This is a genomic window from Streptomyces sp. NPDC002671 (assembly GCF_053592475.1).
In genome coordinates this window covers 147,189-165,460 of the sequence record NZ_JBSFVU010000003.1, presented here as the reverse complement: position 1 = coordinate 165,460, position 18,272 = coordinate 147,189, and the positions used below count along the sequence as shown (strand labels likewise).

16 protein-coding genes are annotated in these 18,272 nt (G+C 72.5%); 4 read left to right on the top strand and 12 right to left on the bottom strand.

The window, feature by feature from the left end:
* Window positions 1–536 precede the first annotated feature (536 nt).
* From pheA to ACWD35_RS05570, 7 genes are all read right to left on the bottom strand, one after another.
* The gene (gene pheA / locus ACWD35_RS05600; protein WP_451349852.1) at window positions 537–1,469 is read right to left on the bottom strand and encodes a prephenate dehydratase; all 933 of its coding nucleotides are present in this window, start codon (window positions 1,467–1,469) and stop codon (window positions 537–539) included.
* A gap of 153 nt (window positions 1,470–1,622) precedes the next feature.
* The gene (gene efeB / locus ACWD35_RS05595) at window positions 1,623–2,924 is read right to left on the bottom strand and encodes an iron uptake transporter deferrochelatase/peroxidase subunit (RefSeq protein ID WP_451349851.1); all 1,302 of its coding nucleotides are present in this window, start codon (window positions 2,922–2,924) and stop codon (window positions 1,623–1,625) included.
* Between the two features lie 8 nt (window positions 2,925–2,932).
* Window positions 2,933–4,846 (bottom strand): copper resistance CopC/CopD family protein, encoded by a 1,914-nt coding sequence (locus tag ACWD35_RS05590; protein WP_451349850.1) that lies wholly within the window; start codon window positions 4,844–4,846, stop codon window positions 2,933–2,935.
* Between the two features lie 33 nt (window positions 4,847–4,879).
* A complete protein-coding gene (locus tag ACWD35_RS05585; RefSeq protein ID WP_451349849.1) occupies window positions 4,880–5,344 on the bottom strand; it encodes a copper chaperone PCu(A)C in 465 nt (154 codons plus the stop codon).
* Window positions 5,341–5,994 carry an SCO family protein gene (locus tag ACWD35_RS05580; RefSeq protein WP_451349848.1) on the bottom strand — a complete coding sequence of 218 codons (654 nt, stop codon included), beginning with the start codon at window positions 5,992–5,994 and terminating at the stop codon, window positions 5,341–5,343. Before ACWD35_RS05580 ends, ACWD35_RS05585 begins: the two co-directional genes overlap by 4 nt.
* A gap of 91 nt (window positions 5,995–6,085) precedes the next feature.
* The gene (locus ACWD35_RS05575) at window positions 6,086–6,841 is read right to left on the bottom strand and encodes a YcnI family copper-binding membrane protein (protein WP_451349847.1); all 756 of its coding nucleotides are present in this window, start codon (window positions 6,839–6,841) and stop codon (window positions 6,086–6,088) included.
* 134 nt (window positions 6,842–6,975) lie between these two features.
* On the bottom strand, window positions 6,976–7,839 hold the full coding sequence (locus ACWD35_RS05570) for a hypothetical protein (RefSeq protein ID WP_451349846.1): 864 nt from the start codon (window positions 7,837–7,839) through the stop codon (window positions 6,976–6,978).
* A gap of 201 nt (window positions 7,840–8,040) precedes the next feature.
* On the opposite strand from ACWD35_RS05570, the gene ACWD35_RS05565 reads away from it, so the two are divergent.
* Window positions 8,041–8,493 (top strand): ATP-binding protein, encoded by a 453-nt coding sequence (locus ACWD35_RS05565; RefSeq protein WP_451349845.1) that lies wholly within the window; start codon window positions 8,041–8,043, stop codon window positions 8,491–8,493.
* Between the two features lie 45 nt (window positions 8,494–8,538).
* A complete protein-coding gene (locus ACWD35_RS05560; RefSeq protein ID WP_451349844.1) occupies window positions 8,539–9,123 on the top strand; it encodes a GNAT family N-acetyltransferase in 585 nt (194 codons plus the stop codon).
* Here the strand turns inward: ACWD35_RS05560 and ACWD35_RS05555 are convergent.
* From ACWD35_RS05555 to ACWD35_RS05540, 4 genes are all read right to left on the bottom strand, one after another.
* The gene (locus ACWD35_RS05555; protein ID WP_451349843.1) at window positions 9,056–10,318 is read right to left on the bottom strand and encodes an MFS transporter; all 1,263 of its coding nucleotides are present in this window, start codon (window positions 10,316–10,318) and stop codon (window positions 9,056–9,058) included. The genes ACWD35_RS05560 and ACWD35_RS05555 overlap by 68 nt on opposite strands.
* 80 nt (window positions 10,319–10,398) lie before the next feature.
* Window positions 10,399–11,763 carry a MocR-like pyridoxine biosynthesis transcription factor PdxR gene (pdxR, locus tag ACWD35_RS05550; RefSeq protein ID WP_451349842.1) on the bottom strand — a complete coding sequence of 455 codons (1,365 nt, stop codon included), beginning with the start codon at window positions 11,761–11,763 and terminating at the stop codon, window positions 10,399–10,401.
* Window positions 11,764–11,867: 104 nt separating this feature from the next.
* Window positions 11,868–13,352 carry an aminopeptidase P family protein gene (locus ACWD35_RS05545; protein ID WP_451349841.1) on the bottom strand — a complete coding sequence of 495 codons (1,485 nt, stop codon included), beginning with the start codon at window positions 13,350–13,352 and terminating at the stop codon, window positions 11,868–11,870.
* A gap of 157 nt (window positions 13,353–13,509) precedes the next feature.
* Window positions 13,510–14,910, bottom strand: coding sequence for a SpoIIE family protein phosphatase (locus ACWD35_RS05540; RefSeq protein ID WP_451349840.1), 1,401 nt, complete (start codon window positions 14,908–14,910; stop codon window positions 13,510–13,512).
* A gap of 623 nt (window positions 14,911–15,533) precedes the next feature.
* On the opposite strand from ACWD35_RS05540, the gene ACWD35_RS05535 reads away from it, so the two are divergent.
* Both ACWD35_RS05535 and ACWD35_RS05530 read left to right on the top strand, forming a co-directional pair.
* A complete protein-coding gene (locus tag ACWD35_RS05535) occupies window positions 15,534–16,199 on the top strand; it encodes a bifunctional DNA primase/polymerase (protein ID WP_451349839.1) in 666 nt (221 codons plus the stop codon).
* A 187-nt stretch (window positions 16,200–16,386) separates the two neighbouring features.
* Entirely contained in the window at window positions 16,387–16,944 is a 558-nt protein-coding gene (locus tag ACWD35_RS05530; RefSeq protein WP_451350064.1) for a hypothetical protein, read from the top strand.
* 244 nt (window positions 16,945–17,188) lie between these two features.
* Here ACWD35_RS05530 and ACWD35_RS05525 read toward each other — a convergent pair whose 3' ends face one another.
* Window positions 17,189–18,151 carry a DUF5926 family protein gene (locus tag ACWD35_RS05525; protein WP_451349838.1) on the bottom strand — a complete coding sequence of 321 codons (963 nt, stop codon included), beginning with the start codon at window positions 18,149–18,151 and terminating at the stop codon, window positions 17,189–17,191.
* Window positions 18,152–18,272: the final 121 nt, after the last annotated feature.

The window sequence follows — 18,272 nt, the reverse complement described above, 5'->3', positions numbered from 1 at the left end:
CCGCTCACGAATCACTATTCCGGGGAGTCCTGATTCGCGGCTTACGTTCCGTTATGCGCTAATTGCCGAGCGTGTCAAGGGAAAGTGTCTCATTCCCCGGGACGAGGCATGTGTCGCGTGCCCGGTTGACCGGATTCCCTTGTGCGGGGCGGCACTTGGCCACCGGGTTGTCCACAGAAGTCTCGGACCTCCGATGAGTTATCCACAGGCTGTGTGGAAGATCTGTGGACTTCGGAATTGATCACTCCGGAAGCTGCGGCCGAACTGAAGAATTCCCGGTTCGAGCTGGGGTGACACCCACTTTCGGGTGGAAAGGGGTCGCTCCAAAAGATGAACCAAAGGAAACGAGTGGACGAAGGGTGATGTGCGGGATGGTGGCCGCATCGGGGACTTCTGGGGCGATTTGTCGACCGGATCGCCCTGCCGTGTCGACTTGTCCCCAGGTCGAGAAGCGGACCTGTGGATAACTTCTGTGGATAACGCCGGTGTGTGGGTACGACCGGCCGGCACCGGCCTGGAACCGGCCTGGAACCGGCCTAGAACCGGCCGTCCTGGCAGCGCGCCACCCAGTCCGCCGCCGCCATGAACTCCTCGTCCGAGGTCCCCGGCCGCGTCGGCCCCGCCTCGTCCGGCCTGATGTCCGCCCGCGGATAGGACCCGAGGAAGCGCACCTGGAGACAGATCCGCTTGAGCCCCATCAGCGCCTCGGCCATTCGCCGGTCGGAGATATGGCCCTCGGCGTCGATGCAGAAGCAGTAATTGCCGATACCGGCCCCGGTCGGCCGGGACTGCAGCAGCATGAGGTTGATGCCGCGCGAGGCGAACTCGCCCAGCAGATCGCGCAGGCCACCGGGGTGGTCGTCCCGCTGCCACAGCACCACCGAGGTCTTGTCGGCGCCGGTCGGCGCGGCGGGCCGGGCCGGACGGCCGACCAGCACGAACCGGGTCTGCGCGTTCTCCGCGTCGTGGATGCCGGTCTCCAGGGCCTCCAGGCCGTACCGGGCGGCGGCGAACTCGCCCGCGAAGGCGGCGTCGTACCGGCCCTCCTGGACCAGGCGGGCGGCGTCCGCGTTCGAGGCGGCAGACTCCCAGGTCGCGTCGGGCAGGTTCTTCCTCAGCCAGTTGCGCACCTGCGGCTGGGCCGCCGGATGGGCGGAGACCGTCTTGATGTCGGACAGCTTGGTGCCCGGCCGGACCAGCAGCGCGAAGGTGATCGACAGCAGCACCTCGCGGTAGATCGTCAGCGGGGCGCCCGCGACCAGCTCGTCCAGGGTGGTGGTGATGCCGCCCTCGACGGAGTTCTCGATCGGTACGAACGCGGCCTCGGCCTCGCCGGCGCGCACCGCGTCCAGCGCGGACTGCACCGACACGTACGGGATCAGCTCCCGGGTGGCCGCCTCCGGAAGCGTGCGCAGGGCGACTTCGGTGAAGGTGCCCTCGGGGCCGAGATACGCATAGCTCGCTGGCATAGCCTCACCCTAATGGCCGCAGGAAAGCGCGGCTCCCGCGTCTCATGAAAGCCACCCGAGTGAGTGGTTTGAAACCCCGGACGGGTGATTTCCCGCCCGGAATCCTCCGGGATCACTCGGAATCCCCGGTGGGCCGCGCGGGGCCGACCGGGATCACCCTTCCAGCAGCCGCTGCCCCACGTACTCCCCCTCGGCCGCCCCGCCGGGCACCGCGAACAGGCCGCTCGCCTCGTGCCGGACGAACTCCGACAGCGCGTCCCCCCGGTCGAGCTTGCGCTGCACCGGCACGAAACCGCGTAGCGGGTCCGCCTGCCAGCAGACGAACAGCAGACCGGCGTCCGGAGTGCCGTCCGCGTCGATGCCGTCGTGGTACGAGAACGGGCGCCGCAGCATGGCCGCGCCTCCGTTCCGGTCGGGCCTGCTGATCCGGGCGTGCGCGTTGAGCGGGACGACGTACTGGCCCTTCGCGTCGGTCTTCTCCAGGTCCATCGCGGTCGTCTCGCCGCCCCCGGACAGCGGCGCCCCGTTGTCCTTGCGGCGTCCGATGACCGCCTCCTGGGCTGCGAGCGACAGCTTCTCCCAGTCGTCCAGGAGCATGCGGATCCGGCGTACGACGGCGTAGGAGCCGTTCGCCATCCACGCGGGCTCGCCCGAGCCGGGCACGAAGATCCGCCGGTCGAAGTCGGGCTCGGCCGGCTTCGGGTTGCGGGTGCCGTCGAGCTGGCCCATGAGGTTGCGGGCCGTCATGGGGTGGGCGGTGGCACCCGGGCTGCGGTTGAAGCCGTTCATCTGCCAGCGGACACGGGCCGCGCTGCCCGCGTCCTTCTGGAGCGCGCGCAGGGCGTGGAAGGCGACCAGGGCGTCGTCGGCGCCGATCTGCACCCACAGGTCACCGTCGCTGCGCGTCTTGTCGAGCTGGTCGGAGGAGAAGGCCGGCAGCGGGTCCAGGGCGTCCGGCCGCTGCTTCTCCAGGCCGGTCCGGCCGAAGAAGGAGTGCCCGAAGCCGAAGGTGACGGTCAGCGAGGACGGGCCCGCGTCCCGGGCCACGCCGGTGTCGCCGTGCGGAGCCGCCTCGCCCGCCATCAGCCGCTCGGCCGTGGTCGACCAGCGGCGCAGCAGGGCCGCCGCCTCCTTGCGGCCCGCGCCCGCGGCCAGGTCGAAGGCGACGAGGTGGCCGCGCGCCTGGAGCCCCTCGGTGATGCCGGGCTGATGTTTCCCGTGAAACATCGCCCGGCCCGAGCCCACGGAGGACAACGGGGCGGCCTGGGCGGGCGCGGCGGCGTAGCCCGCGGCACCGCCCGCCGCGCCGAGCACGAGGCCGGTGGCGCCGACGGTGCCGAGCAGCGTCCGGCGCGAAATGCCCTCCCTGAAGGGGGCGTTTTCGGAATCGGCCTCCCTGGGGGCGGCCGTTTCCCCCTTGCGGGCGGTCATCTCGGGAGGGGACTGGTCGGGCATGGTGTCGTTCAGCCGATCTGCGCGTTCTTGGAGACGGTCGCCTGGTCGATGTCGGAGGTCCGCACGGTCACGGCGATCTTCCAGTCGCCCGCCATGGGGATCTGCACTCCGCCCGCCGACCAGTGGCCGGTGGCGAGGTGGTCGGGGGTCACGGGAAGCGGGCCGATCTTCTTCACCGCGAGGGTGAGGGAGACCTTCACCTCCGGGACGTCGAAGGCGCGGCCGTTGGGCCGCTGGACGTAGACGTGCAGCAGGTTGCCGCCCACGCGCGCGGGGTCGAGTTCGATCCGTACGACGCCCTTGCCGTCGGTGCCGCCCGTGTCGAAGGGCATGTCCAGGGTCAGCGCGCCGGAGGCGGACCTGTCGGCTGCGCCGGAGGACGACGAGGCGGCGGCCTTGGCTTCCTGCTCGGTGCGGCCCGGCTCGGTCTGGGTCAGCAGGGTGGTGACGGCGAGCACGACGACCGCGACACAGGCCTCGGCGAACACCGAGCGGCGCAGCCCGGATCGGTGCGGATCGGCGTCCCGCAGCTGCTTGCGCCGGGCGGTGTCCATCGCGGCTTGCTGCCGGGCGAGCTGAGCGGCGCGCCGGGTGTCGTCGGTGGCGGGTGCGGTCTCCTGTACGCCGCCGGACGCGACCTTCTCGCGCTGTTCCGCCGTCGCCGGGACCGTTTCCGCTGTCGCGGGGACCGTGTCCGCGAGGCGGCGCGTCCAGCGGCGCGACAGGCGAGCGATGCTGATCAGCAGCACCACCAGCCCGATCTTGATCAGCAGCAGCTGTCCGTACCGGGTCTCGGTGAAGGCCGACCAGGAGCCGAGCTGGCGCCAGGACTGGTAGGTGCCGGTGGCGGCCAGGGTGACGACCGAGCTGAAGGCGAGGCGGGAGAAGCGGCGGGTGGCTGCGGCCTCGACCGGGGTCTCGGCGGGCGCCCGGTACAGGGCGACCAGGAGCGCGGTGAGACCGCCCAGCCAGCCGGCGACGGCCAGCAGATGGACGACGTCGACGGGCATGGCGAGGCCCGGCTGGAGCCCGGTGGAGGCGTGCTCGGCCATCGCCCAGCTCGCCGCGAGCCCGGCCGCGACGACCACCCCGCCGGCCGCGAGGCCGAAGGTCAGATCGCGCTTCTCCGGGCCCTCCTCGCGCCGGTTGTAGGCGCCGAACAGGATGGCGATGAACAGCGCGGCCGTGGCGAGCAGCAGCAGCCGGGAGACCAGCGTCGCGCCGGTCTTGGTCTGCAGGACCTGGTCGAGCAGATCGAGGTCGAAGACGTCGGCGAACTTCCCGGTGGTGGTGTACGAGCCGCGCAGGAGCAGCAGCCACAGGGTGGCCGCGGTGAGGGCGAGCCAGCCGCCGACGACCAGTCGCTGCAGGGCCCGTACGCCCGACCCGCGCGGCCAGCAGGCGAGCACGAAGGCGGCGCCGCCCACCAGCACGATGAAGCCGGCGTACGACACGTACCGTCCGAGCCCGTAGAGCACGCCCACGACTCCGCCCCCGGCCGTCGGCCCGGTGTCGGAGACGACGGTCTGCGAGGGCGCCCCGATGGAGAAGGTGTAGGCGCCGGAGACGGGGTGGCTGTCGGCCGAGACGACCTGGTAGGTCACCGTGTACGTGCCCTTGCCGAGGCCGCTCTTGAGGTGGACGGCGTACGTCGTCCCGCTCACGTTGGCCGGCGAGCCCGTCTGGACGGACTTGCCCCTGGGGTCGAGGACGCGCAGCGAGTCGTCGCTCAGCGCCACCTTCTCGGAGAAGGTGAGCGACACCTGGTCGGGCGCCTTGTCGACCACCACCCCCTGCGCGGGGGCGCTGCCGGTCAGCGCGGCGTGCGCGGAGGCGGGGCCGGCGCCCGCCAGCAGCGCGCCGGTCACGGCGAGAAGCAGCAGCACCAGGGTCCGCAGGCGGGGGGTGATGGTCCGCGTCAAGGTGGTCCCTTCCTCAGTGGCGCTCAGTGGCGCTCAGTGGCCGGTCGACGGGTTGTACGTGGCGGACCGCACCGGCATCTCGACGGTGAGGGGCTCCGACTTGGCGAACGTGAGCTTCACGGTGACCGTCTGGCCCTGCTCCGGCTTCCGCTTCAGCTTCTCGAACATCAGGTGGTTGCCACCGCTCCTGAACACCAGCTGCCCGTGGGCGGCGACGGGGAAGGACGACTTCTCGGCCATCGTCCCGCCGACGGTGCTGTGCATGGTGACCTCGCCGGCGACGTCGCTCGTGACCGAGGTCAGCTCGTCCTTCGCCCCGCCCTTGTTGACGATCGTCAGGAAGCCGGCGGCCATGTCGGCGGTGACCGGCTGGGGCATGTAGGAGGAGCTGACGGACAGTTCGGCCTTGCCGGAACCGGAACCGGAGTCGGAGCCGCCGCAGCCGGCCAGGGTCAGGACCCCGGCCAGCACAGCCGCAGTCGGGACGGCACGCCTCACGGCTTCGCCCCCTCGACCAGCTTGGGCAGGTCCTTGGTGTAGTCGTCGACCGTGGCGTCCTCGCCATAGAGGACGTAACCGGCGTCGGTCTTCGGCGAGAACGCGATGACCTGGGTGCCGTGCATCGAGACAAGCTTGCCGTTCTTGTCCTTGGTCGTCGGCTCGACGGCGATGCCGACGGTGCGGGCGCCGGCCCGGATGGTCTTGAAGTCGCCGGTCAGGCCGATGAACTGCGGGTCGATGCCCTTGAGCCACTTGCCCAGTTCGGCAGAGGTGTCACGGGCCGGGTCGGTGGTGACGAACACGACCCTGAGGTCGTTCTGCTCGGCCTTGGGCAGCGCTTTCTTGGCCACCGCGATGTTGCTCATCGTCGTCGGGCAGACGTCGGGGCAGTGGGTGTAGCCGAAGTAGATCAGGGTCGGGTGGCCCTTGGTCTCCTTGCGCAGGTCGTACTTCTTGCCGTGCGTGTCGGTGAGGACCAGGTCCGGCTTGTCGAACGGCTGGTCGAGGACGGTGGCGGCCTTCTTCGAGCCGGTCTCGCCGCCGACCACGGCGACCGGCGACTTGCCGTCGTCCCCGCTGCCGCAGGCGGAGAGGGTCAGGGTGGCGGCGGCGAGCAGCGTGGCCGCGACGAACGTCTTCTTACGCATAGAAAAATGTCCCAGAGATGAGAATTCCGGCGCGCACCGGGGTCGTGCGACAGCCTCGCACGGTCCCCGGTACGCGCTGCGGAACGGTGGATCAGGAGGCGGTCCGGCGGCGGCCCGCGAGGAGGCCGTAGGCCACGCCCGCGGCGCCGATCACGATGCCGGCGACACCGAGCACGCGCGCGGTGGTGTCGCTGCCGCCGTGCGAGTCGGAGTCCTCGGCGGCGGTGTTCTCGGTCTTGCCGGTCCCGTCGGTCTTGTCGGCGGCGTCCTTGGCGTCGGACGTGCCGTGGTGGTCGTCACCGGCGGCCGACAGCTCCAGCACCGGTGCCGGGTTCTCGGGCTCGTTCTGGCCCTTCTGCGGCACCTCGATCCAGCGCACGACCTCCTTGTCGGAGTACGTCTGGATCGCCTTGAAGACGAGCTGGTCGGTGTCCTGTGGCAGCGCGCCGAGGGAGAGCGGGAACTTCTGGAAGTAGCCGGGCTCGATGCCCTTGCCGTCGGCGGTCCAGGTGACCTTGGTGACGGCCTCGTCGATCTTCTCGCCGTGCATCGTGAGCGGCTTGTCCAGCTTGGCCTTGGTGACGTGCACGCTCCAGCCGGGCAGCGGCTCGGGCATGACCGAGGCCAGCGGGTGGTCCGCCGGGAAGTTCACCTCGACCTTGGTGGTCGAGGTGTTGTCGCGCTCGTTGGGCACCTTGAAGTCCACCACCGCGTAGCCGCCCTTGGCCGCGGTGCCCTCGGGCTGCACGCTGACGTGTGCGAAGGCGGGGACGGACAGGGCGAGGACGGCCGTACCGGCGACGGCAGCGGCGGCGGTGAGGTGAGAGGCGATACGAGAAGCCTGCATGGCAGGGCACTCCACTCTGGGTGAGATCCGTAAGGGGGAAACGCGCGCAGGCGCGCGTGCCGCGCGACGGCGGCCCCTCTCCGGTTCTTCGGTGGACTGTTCCGTGTGTCCCGTGGAGCGGTGGTCGCGTCGCGTCAGGCGGCGAGGAGGAAGGCGGCGGCGGGCGGGCCGCGCCGGATCACCGTGTGCTGGAGTGTGGTGGTGTGCGGGGCGGGTGCCTCGTCGGCGGCGGCACGGCGGCCACGCGGGCCCGGCTCGGGCGCGGGCAGCAGCCCGGCGCACAGGGCGCACGTCAGCGCGAGCGCCGCGCGCAGAGACCGTATGAGCGCCCCCTCGGCGACCCCGTGCGCCGACAGCTCGATGAGCCGGAGCACGGCGAGGTCGCCGCGGCGCAGCAGCCAGCCGGTGGCGACGGCCGCGAGAACGTGGCCGAGCAGCATCGGCAGGGAGGGCAGCAGCGCGGCGAAGGAGCCGGTGGCGTCGGCCGCGTGGTGCACGGCACCCGTGGTGCCGGTGGGGCGGCCGGAGGTGTTGATCAGGTGGGCGTTGAGGAGGAGCCGGTAGGAGTGCCCGGGGGGCAGGGCCGAGGGGCTGGACCCGCACAGGAGCCGCGCGGCCCGTTCGACGAGCGCGGCGTCGTTCAGTGACGCGTTCATCGGGCCCATGGAATTCATGGAGCCCATGGAGCCCATCGGTGTCGCGCCGGAAGCCGCCATCGCCCCGTGCTGGCCCAGCCCGAACAGCGTGTGCAGTACGGTCTGGCCGAGCGTGAGCAGCGCGGCGATGCCGGGCAGCGAGCGGGCCCGCCCGGCGAGCGGTGCCACGAGCAGCAGCGAACCGAGGAAACCCGCGCCGAGCGTCCACAGGGGCACGCGCGCGCAGGAGGCCAGGACGTGCCCGGCCGCGGCCAGCACGACACAGACCGCGGCGAACACCGCGGCCCGCAGGATCCGGAGCCCGGCTCCGGGGCGCGCCGTGCGCGGGTGGGGGGCAGTCATGGCGCGCCCATCATCCCACTGGCCTGGGCCGCAGCCGACGGCAGGTCCGCACCTCATACACCGATTTCGGCCGGGACGCATCGCCCGTATGGGCTGAGTCACGTCAACAGGGTGCTTACGGGCGCGTACGGGCGGCAATAGGTACCACGTACGGGCGGCAGTGGGTAACGGTATGTCGAGCCGCGGCCAGGAGGCTGGAGCATGAGCATCTGGTGGTCACTGCATCTGCGGCGCGAGGCCGCGAGCGTACCGCTCGCCCGGCGGCTGCTGATCGGCACCATGGAGACGGCGGGCGTCGATCCGGAGATCTCCTACGACCTGTCCGTCGCCCTCAGTGAGGCCTGCGCGAACGCTGTCGCGCACGGCGGGGGCGCCACGGCCGGCGGAACCTCGGAGGCGTACCGGGTGACCGCCTACATCGACGGCGAGAAGTGCCGTATCGAGGTGGCCGATTCCGGCCCCGGCCCCGGCCTCGCCCGGATCCAGGACATCCGGCCGGCCCGCGCGGACGCCGAGCACGGCCGGGGGCTCTGTCTGATCAGAGAACTCGCCGACCACGTCCACATCGGGGCCAAGCCGGGCCGGGGCGGGACGGTCGTGAGCTTCGACAAGATCCTCAAATGGAAGAAGGACCCCTCCCTGCTCACGGCATGACGGTCCGTCGGCGCGACGGACCGTCCGTATCGCTAGGGTGCGCGCATGCTCTTCGACGAGGACAGCGGACTTTTCGAGCACGCGGAGATATCGGCCGGCGTGACCCTGCGGCTCCTCTCCGCGGAGGATGCGCAAGGCCTCTGCCTCGCCTGCAACGAGAACCGGGCTCACCTGGAGCCGTGGGAGCCGGTCAGACCGGAGTCCTTCTTCACGGTCGGGGGCCAGGCGGAGCGCATCGAGGGGATCCTGCGGCAGTTCGCGGAGGGCCTCGCGGTGCCGTGGGTGTTCGAGGCGGCGGACGGGCGGATCGTCGGGAGGATCACCCTGACGGGCATCTCCCGGGGGCCGTTCTGCAGTTCCTTTCTCGGTTACTGGGTCGCGGCCGACCAGCAGAACAAGGGGCTGGCCGGCGCCGCCGTCAACGCGGTCGGCCGGATCGCGCGGGACGCGCTCGGCCTGCACCGGATCGAGGCGTCCACGCTGGTGGAGAACACCGCCTCGCAGCGCGTGCTGGAGAAGTGCGGATTCGTGCCGATCGGTCTTGCGGCGCATTACCTCCACATCAACGGGAGATGGCGGGACTGCCGTCTCTTCCAGCGGATCCTGCACGAGCGCGATCCTGAGCTGTGAGCTCTTCCGCGGCCGGCCGGCGGCTCGCCGCCCAGCGCGCCGCCGGTCCCATCGCGTACGCCGCGACCGGCATCAGGGCGCCCAGCAGCAGCCAGCCGGGGGTGCCCCAGCCCAGCAGCAGCGAGGTCACCACCAGCGGGCCCAGGGTGCGGGCCACCGTGACGCCGGTGCCGAAGAAGCCCTGGTACTCGCCCATCCGGTCGGCCGGGGCCAGGTCGAAGGAGAGCTGCCAGGAGCCCGCCGACTGCTGCATCTCCGCGATGACCTGGAGCACGGCGCCGGCCACCAGGGCCAGCGCCGCGGGCCATGCGGAGCGCCCTGCCGACAGCGCGCACACCGCACAGGACGCCAGCATCACGACCCCGGACCGGCGCAGCACCCGTACGGCGCTGTCGAGCCCGGTGACCGCGCGGGCCGCCCGGACCTGGAACAGCGTCACCGCCGCGGTGTTGAGCACGAACAGCACGGACGCCAGCCAGGCCGGGGCGCCGGTCCGCTCGGTGATCCACAGCGGCAGCGCGAGGCTCAGCAGCGGCAGCCGCAGCAGCAGGACCGCGTTGAGCAGGGCGACGAGCGCGTAGGGCCGGTCGCGCAGTACGACGAGCCGGCCGCCGTGGCCCGCCGCGGCGGCCACCTGGGGCACCGCCGGCAGCCCCGACAGGATCAGCGCGCACACCAGGAAGCACGCCGTGTCCAGCGCGAGCACGCCCCGGTACGCCGTCGCCGTCCCGGCGTTCAGCGCGAGCCCGCCGAGGGCCGCGCCCACCGCGAGCCCGCCGTTCAGCGTCGACTGCAGCCGGGCCAGCAGCCCCGTCCGCTCCCCAGCCGGCACCAGCCCCGCCAGCAGTGCCTGCCGGGCCGCCGCCAGCCCCGACTGCGCCGAGGCGTAGGCACAGGCGGTGAGGACGAACGGCACGAACCCCCGCACCACGAGGAACGAGCCGACCGCCGCCGCGGTTCCCAGTGCCAGCAGCACCGACGTCCCGCGCGGCCCGCGCCGGTCCGCGAGCCGTCCGAGAGGCACCCCGACCAGCGAGCCGAACGCCCACGCGAGGGTCAGGCCGAGCCCCACGCGCGCGGGGGCGAGCCCGACGACCTGGGTGAAATACAGCGCCGAGGACACGTAATAGGCGCCGTCCCCGACGGAGTTGGCGAGCTGGGCGAGGGCCAGGCGGCGCTGCGGACGGATTGTCATACCCGTGAGCGTAGGGGCCGGTTGGGCCCCCGAGGAGACCCAATCCGCCGCCGCTTCCGTGGTCCGATTCAGCGCCCGCTTCAGGCCTCCAGGACCTTCGCCAGCACCTCCAGCGCCTCGGGATAGACCCGCTCCCGGGGCGTGCCGTAGCCGACGACCAGGCCCTGCGGGCGGTCCGCGCCGGACGTGTGCCAGTACTCGCCGAGGGTGCCGAGCGCGAGGCCCTCCGCCTCCGCGCGGGCCAGCACCGCGGCCTCGTCGGGCACGTCGATCAGCGCGTGCAGCCCCGCCGCCACCCCGCGTACGGTCCTGCGGGCCCCCAGCCGGTCCAGCAACTGGTCGCGGCGGCGCCGGTACCGCAGCCGGCACGCGCGCACGTGCCGGTCGTAGGCGTGGCTGTCGATCAGTTCCGCGAGCGCGAGCTGGCCGATCGTCTCGGTGTGGTGGTCGCTGTGCAGCTTGGCGTCGGCGACCGCGTCCGCCAGGTGCGGCGGCAGCACCATCCAGCCGAGCCGCAGCGCGGGCCCGAGCGTCTTGGAGGCGGTGCCCAGGTAGACCACCTGCCCCGGTGCCATGCCCTGGACCGCGCCCACGGGCTGCCGGTCGTAGCGGAACTCGCCGTCGTAGTCGTCCTCGACGATGAGCCCGCCACGCGCGCGTGCCCAGTCGGTGAGCGCCCGGCGCCGTTCGGGGTGCAGGGTGACCCCGGTCGGGTACTGGTGGGCCGCGGTCACCACCACGGCGGCCACGTCGCCCAGCGCGTCGGGCCGGATCCCGCGCGCGTCGACCGGCACCGGCTGCACGGTCCCGCCGTTTCGCCGCACCACCTCCCGGTGGAAGGGCAGCCCCGGGTCCTCCATGGCCACGGCGGCGCCGTCCAGTACGCGCGTGAGGAGCGCGAGCCCCTGGACGTAGCCGGAGGTGATGACGATCCGCTCCGGCGGCGCGAGCACCCCGCGCGCCCGCCCCAGGTAGCCCGAGAGCGCGGTGCGCAGCTCGATCCGCCCGCGCGGGTCGCCGTAGTCGTACGCCAGGGAGGGTGCCGTCGCAATGGCGCGGCGCAGGGCGCGCAGCCAGGCCGCCGCCGGGAACGCGCCGACGTCCGGGCTGCCGGGGCGCAGGTCGAAACGCGGGTCACGCGCGCGTGCGTGTGCCTGCGGCGCCTCGGAGCGGGCGGCGGGCAGCGAGGCGACCTGGGTGCCCGAGCCCTGCCGTGCCACCAGGTATCCCTCGGCGACCAGTTGGTCGTAGGCGGCCTTGGCCGTGCCGCGCGAGATGCCGAGTTCGGCGGAGAGCTTCCGGGTGGCCGGGAGCCGTGTTCCGGGCGCCAGCCGTCCGTCCCGTACGGCGTCCCGGAGCGCCTTCTCCAGGCCCGCTCGCCGCCCCGCCGTCGCGTCGGGCTCCAGGTGCAGGTCGACACCGATGCCGGACCAGAAGTCGCTCACGATCCCCCTCCACAGCCCTTCAGCCATGAACTGCCCGCGGCCACGGACCACGCGCACAAGAAAATGGCCGGGTACCCACCGGTACCCGGCCATTCAGTGTGACGTCAGCCCTTCAAAGACGCCATCCACGCCTCGACCTCGTCCGAGCGCCGCGGCAGCCCGGCGCTCAGGTTCCGGTTGCCGTCCTCGGTGACGAGGATGTCGTCCTCGATGCGGACGCCGACACCGCGGTACTCCTCGGGGACCGTGAGGTCGTCGGCCTGGAAGTACAGGCCCGGCTCGACGGTGAGCACCATGCCGGGCTCCAGCGTGCCGTCCACGTACGTCTCGGTCCGCGCGGCGGCGCAGTCGTGGACGTCCATGCCGAGCATGTGGCCGGTGCCGTGCAGGGTCCAGCGGCGCTGCAGGCCCAGCTCCAGGACGCGCTCGACCGGGCCCTCGACCAGGCCCCACTCGACGAGCTTCTCGGCGAGCACGCGCTGCGAGGCGTCGTGGAAGTCGCGGTACTTGGCGCCCGGCTTCACGGCCGCGATACCGGCCTCCTGGGCCTCGTACACCGCGTCGTAGACCTTCTTCTGGATCTCGCTGTACGTGCCGCTGATGGGCAGCGTGCGCGTGACGTCGGCCGTGTACAGCGTGTGGGTCTCCACGCCCGCGTCCAGCAGGAGCAGGTCGCCGGAGCGGACCGGGCCGTCGTTGCGCACCCAGTGCAGCGTGCAGGCGTGCGGGCCGGCAGCGCAGATGGAGCCGTAGCCGACGTCGTTGCCCTCCACGCGCGCGCGGAGGAAGAACGTGCCCTCGATGTAGCGCTCGCTGGTCGCCTCGGCTTTGTCGAGGACCTTCACGACGTCCTCGAAGCCGCGGACGGTCGAGTCGACGGCCTTCTGCAGCTCGCGGATCTCGAAGTCGTCCTTGATCAGCCGGGCCTCGGAGAGGAAGACGCGCAGCTCCTCGTCGCGCTCGGCGGTGACCTTGTCGGTCAGCGCGGCCTCGATGCCGGCGTCGTAGCCGCGCACCACGCGGACCGGGCCGGTGGCCTCCTTCAGCTTCGCCGCCAGCTCGCGCACGTCGGCGGCCGGGATGCCGTAGAGCGCCTCGGACTCGGTGAGGGAGTGGCGGCGGCCGACCCACAGCTCGCCCTGGCCGGAGAGCCAGAACTCGCCGTTCTCACGGTTGGAGCGCGGCAGCAGGTAGATCGTCTCCTCGTGACCGTCACCCTTCGGCTCCAGGACCAGGACGCCGTCCTCGGTCTGGTTGCCGGTGAGGTAGGCGTACTCGACGGACGCGCGGAAGGAGTACTCGGTGTCGTTCGAGCGGGTCTTCAGGTTGCCCGCGGGGACGACGATGCGCTCGCCAGGGAAGCGGGCGGAGAGCGCGGCGCGGCGGCGCGCGGTCTCGGCGGCCTGCTCGACCGGCTTCAGGTCACGCAGTTCGGTGTCGGCCCAGCCGGACTTCATGTTGTCGGCCAGCTCGTCGGAGACGCCCGGGTACAGGCCGTTCTTCCGCGGCTTGATGGGCTCTTCGGACTCGGTCTCGGGGCCCTCTGCGGTAGCAGAGTCGGGCACAGCCGGGTTGAGCTCGTCGGACACGTGATCCTCCTCGATACGCCTTGTGATCTCCCCCGGGCCCGCGACGCTCCTGCTTGTGGCCGAGCGGGGACCTCCATCATCGTACGGTCGTACCGGAGTGGACCCGGGGGTGGATGACCTGTTATGCCCGGTCATGCCAGCCGTCCGGGGCCGGCGGTCAGTCGAAGCGGGCCGCCAGCAGGACCACGTCCTCCTCGCTGTCGGCCGTGTCCAGCCCGTCCGGCAGGACGGTGCGCAGGACGTGGTCGGCGAGGGCTCCGGGGTCGTGGCGCACCGCGCGGGGCGCGCCCGCGGCTGCCGCGTGCAGCCGGGCGAAGGCGCGGTCCATGGGGTCGCCGGTACGGTGCAGCAGCCCGTCGGTGTAGAGCAGAACCGTCTCTCCCGCCTCGGCCTCGATCTCCACGCTGGGCGCCTCCCAGCAGGCGAGCATGCCGAGCGGCGCGGAGACGGACGTCTCGGCGAACTCGGTGCGCCGCTCGCCGATGAGCAGCGGCGGGCTGTGTCCGGCGCCGGCCAGCGTGACCTTGCGCACGGCGGGCTCGCAGTAGGCGAACAGGGCGGTCGCCGAGCGGGCGGGCTCGGTCAGCCGCAGCAGCAGCTCCAGATCGGACAGGACGGCGACCGGGTCCTCGCCCTCCATCACCGCGTACGCCCTGAGGGAGGCGCGCAGCCGGCCCATGGCGGCGACCGCGCTCGGCCCGGAGCCGGTGACGGAGCCGACGGAGAGGCCGAGGGCGGCGTCGGGCAGCGGCAGCGCGTCGTACCAGTCGCCGCCGCCGCGCGGGCCGGTGCGGTGCCGGGCGGCGAGCTGGACGCCGGCCACGCGCGGGAGCCGGGAGGGCAGCAGTTCCTCGGCGATGGTCGCCATGCACGCGCGCGTGCGCTCCACTTCCACGAGCCGGGCGAGGTGTTCGGCGGCGTGGCGGACGTAGAGGCCGGCGAGGTGGCGCTGGCGCTCGTGCGGCTCGGCGGGCTCGTCGTAGAGCCAGACGGCGGCGCCCAGGCGGCCGGCGGAGTCGGTGGACAGGGGGAGGGCGTAGCTGGCGGCGTAGCCGAGGCGGGCGGCCACCTCGCGGTGGCGGGGGTCGAGGCCGTCCTCGGCGAGCAGGTCCGGGTGGACGAGCTCGGCGGCGCCGCGGGTGTCGTACGGCAGGGAGCCGCGCGGGACCGTCTCCAGGTGGCCGAGGTCGGCGCGGCCGAGGCCGAGGCCGAGGGTGGTGCGGGGACCCTGTCCGTCGGCGGGCTCCAGGACGACGAGGCCGCGGCGGGCGCCGACGAGGGCGGCTCCTGCGCGCAGCAGTTCCTGGAGGGCGGGCTCCAGCGCGTCCGTGCGGGACAGGCGTTCGGTGAGTTCGTGGAGGGTCGTGAGGTCCGAGACCCAGCCGGCCAGCCGGTCCTGGAGGAGGGCGCCGGGGGCGGAGGCGCCCGGGGCCGGGACGGGGGAGGTGTGCGCGGCGGGCCCGGCGTCCGGGGCGAGGGGGGCGGGCGCGACAGTGTGTGCGGGGGTGGGGACCGTTGGATCGATTCCGGCCACTTTCGGAGGGTGCGGGGCGTTCATGGCGTCCGGCTTTCAGACCGGTGCGTATTGCTCAAAAGCATCGCAAACCCCCATGTCATTCTGCGCCGCTAGCAGTGTCTCCACATGTACACGCACTCGTGAGGGGATGTCCAGCATTGTCCTGCCGGGATTCCTGGTGTCCGTGGGTCTTCCGCTGGTCTTCCGGGGGTTTCTCTCGAACCCCTTGCCTTACTGCCAAGTTGGCTTAAAACTGCCTTAGGTATCGGTCCATTGCGGTCGACTGGGCTTGCTCGACGGAGCGTCACAGCGGTCGTGATGGGTACGTACTCGGAGAAGGCCAGGGGTGGTTGGGGGCCACCCGGAACCTGGCGACGGACCCGGGCGTCATAGCCACCGACGGCCGAGCCCCATCCTCCCGTGGCGGAGGCGGAGAGAAATACGCGCGACGGCAAAACGCCAGACTTCGCCACCCCCGCGCCGCAGCCGTGCTTTTGATAGACGCACTATGGACGCGGACGCGGCCAACGCTCGACCCCTTGGGGTTCCCCCTGTCATGCGCAGGGGCGTGATGCGCCAACAGGTACGCACAGTGAAGTGATCGACACATGATGTGATGTGGTCCACGGTGTTGCCAGCGGTGCAACGGAAAGGAACGAGCGCTCATGCGCGAGATCCTCGGAAGGCGACGCAGGCTCCTGTCCAGGCGGAACGACGGGAGGCCTGAGCTGATCAGCGCGGCCCTGACCTTCGCGACCCAATGGCAGTGGCCCGTGCTCCCGGGCGTGGCCCCGGACCCGCAGGGCCGGGCGCGCTGCGGCTGTCCGGACCCGGACTGCCCGGTGCCCGGTGCGCACCCCTTCGACCCCGGTCTGCTCGCCGCCACCACCGACGCGCGCATGGTGCGCTGGTGGTGGACCAACCGGCCGGGCGCGCCGATCGTCATGGCCACCGGAGGCAAGGCGCCCTGCGCGGTCAGCCTGCCGGCGCCCGCCGCGGCCCGCGCCCTCGACCTGCTCGACCGCCGGGGCATGCGCCTCGGCCCGGTGATCGCAGCGCCGGCCCGCTGGGCGCTGCTCGTCAAGCCTTACTCCATGGAGCAGTTGGGCGAACTGCTGTACGCCCAGGACTTCGTGCCCGGCTCCCTGCGCTTCCACGGCGAGGGCGGCTACCTCGCGCTGCCCCCTTCCGAGACCGGCCAGGGCGCCGTCCGCTGGGAGCGCGCCCCGCTGCCCGGCTCGGCCTCGCCCTGGGTGCCGGACGTGGAGGCCGTGGTGGACGCCGCGGTCGCCGCCCTCACTCGTACGGGTGTGAGCGCGCCCGAGTTGTAGGCGTGCCCGGCGCGGACGGGGCCGGCGGGCCGCTCGTGGTCGTTATCTTCCGCTCATGGTGCGAATCGCCGGTGGACACGGCACGCGACGGGCGCCGCGCGGCGGGCCCGACCCCCACGGACACGGCGGGCCCGACCCCGGCGGGCATCAGGGGCTCGACCCCCGGAGACTGCGTCTGCTGGGCCTCATGGGTGCCGTCGTGGCGGCCGTCGCCCTGCCCTGGGCCGTGGCGTCCGCCGGGCAGGTGGGCGACGCCGGGCGGGCGGACGTACGGACGTCCCCGCACGGCGCCGATGCCAAGGCTCACCCCGCCGCCCCCCGTCGGGCCCCGCTGCTGCTCGGCCTGGGCGTGGCCACCGCCGCCCGCTGCGGTCCCGAACTCACCTCCCCGGACGGGGTCGAGGCGCAGACCTGCGTCCTGACCCAGGGCGAGGACACCTGGGCGCGCACGTACTACCGCAACGCCACCGGCAGGTCGGTGGACTCCGTGCTGAGCCTGATGGGTCCGGGCGGCCACAGCGTGCAGACGCGCTGCGCCACGGGCGCCGACGACGAGCCCGGCACCTGTGAGACGCCCCGGGAGCACAGCCGGGGCGCGCCGGACGCCTACACGGCCGTCGCGGAGTTCGCCGCGCCCGGGGCCGACGGCCCGCTGCTGCTGCGCTCGGCGAGCAACATGAGCAACTCCGAAGAGGCGGGCGGGAGTTCGGGCGGAAGTGCGGTGGGGGGCCCGGAGGGGAATTGACGCTTCGCGGGGCGCTGTACACCGCACGCGGACGTGGAAAGACCCGGTTGCTGGCGACGGGGGATGCACCAGCAACCGGGCTACTGGAACGGTAACAAGAGATCGGCGGTTCGCAAATTCGATCTCGGCTATTCGGACACCGATTTCCCTGTCGAGACGGGAAGTTGTGACGGGAGTCACGTATTCCGGCCCGCTGTCGTCATGGCTGACCGACCAGTCAGCCATGACACGCGCGCGCGGGGCGTCAGCTGAGCGTGACCTGCCGGTTGGTCAGCCCGCCGCGCGCCCGGCGCTCGTCGGCCGTGAGCGGCTCCCGCACGGCGAGGGCGGCGGCGAGGCGCTCGGCGAATTCGGCGGCCGGCTTCTCGATGTCCTCGGCACCGACCCCGCTCGGCAGGTCCCAGACCGGCACGGTGAGGCCGTGAGCACGGAAGGAGCCCACGAGCCGGGTGCCCTCGCCGAGGCTGGAGCGGCCCGCCGCGTGCAGCCGCGCGAGAGCGTCCAGAAGCTGCTCCTCCGGATGCGGCATGACCCAGCGCAGGTGGTTCTTCTCCGGGGTCTGGCACCAGTAGGCCGCGTCCACGCCGGTCAGCTTCGCGGTCGGGATGGCGGCGGCGTTGGCCCGCTCCAGGGACGCGGCCACCTCCGGGGCGGCGTTCTCCGCGTCCGGCACCCAGAACTCGAAGCCGCTGTGCACAACTGGCTCGAACGCGCCTTCAGGGTCGAGCAGATCCTGCAGCCGCGGACCGCCGGCGGGGGCGCGGCGGCCCTGTACCGGGGTGCCGGGCTCGGCCTCCAGCGCGCGCAGGAGGGTGTCGGCGAGGTCGCGGCTGATGTCGCCGGACGCGGTGTCGTTCTGCAGGCCGAGCAGCACCGAGCCGTCGTCCCGGCGCAGCGCCGGCCAGGCCATCGGCAGCACGGTGGCGAGCGCGACCGACGGGACGCCCCCGGGCAGGCCGTCCTTGAGGGGCAGTTCGACCGTGGCGGCCGGGACCAGTTCCCGCAGCGCCACCCAGTCGCACTCGCCCGGCAGCCCCTCGAACGGGCGGTGCACCAGCTCGGTCGCGGCGTGCGCGGCGGCCCGGCCGTGACACGCCTTGTAGCGCCGGCCGCTGCCGCAGGGGCAGGGCTCACGGGCGCCGACAACCGGGATCTCTTCGTCCGTGATCTGCGGCTTGGCCTTCGTCTGGGGTCGCTTCTTGGCCATGGTTGGGTCTCCCGGTTACGGCTCGTCTGGTACGGGCGGGAGCCTAGCCGTTCGAGCCATCGCCGACGGGAACCTGCGGACAATGGACACGTGGGTCCCCGGCAGTCCGGCAGGAGTCCGG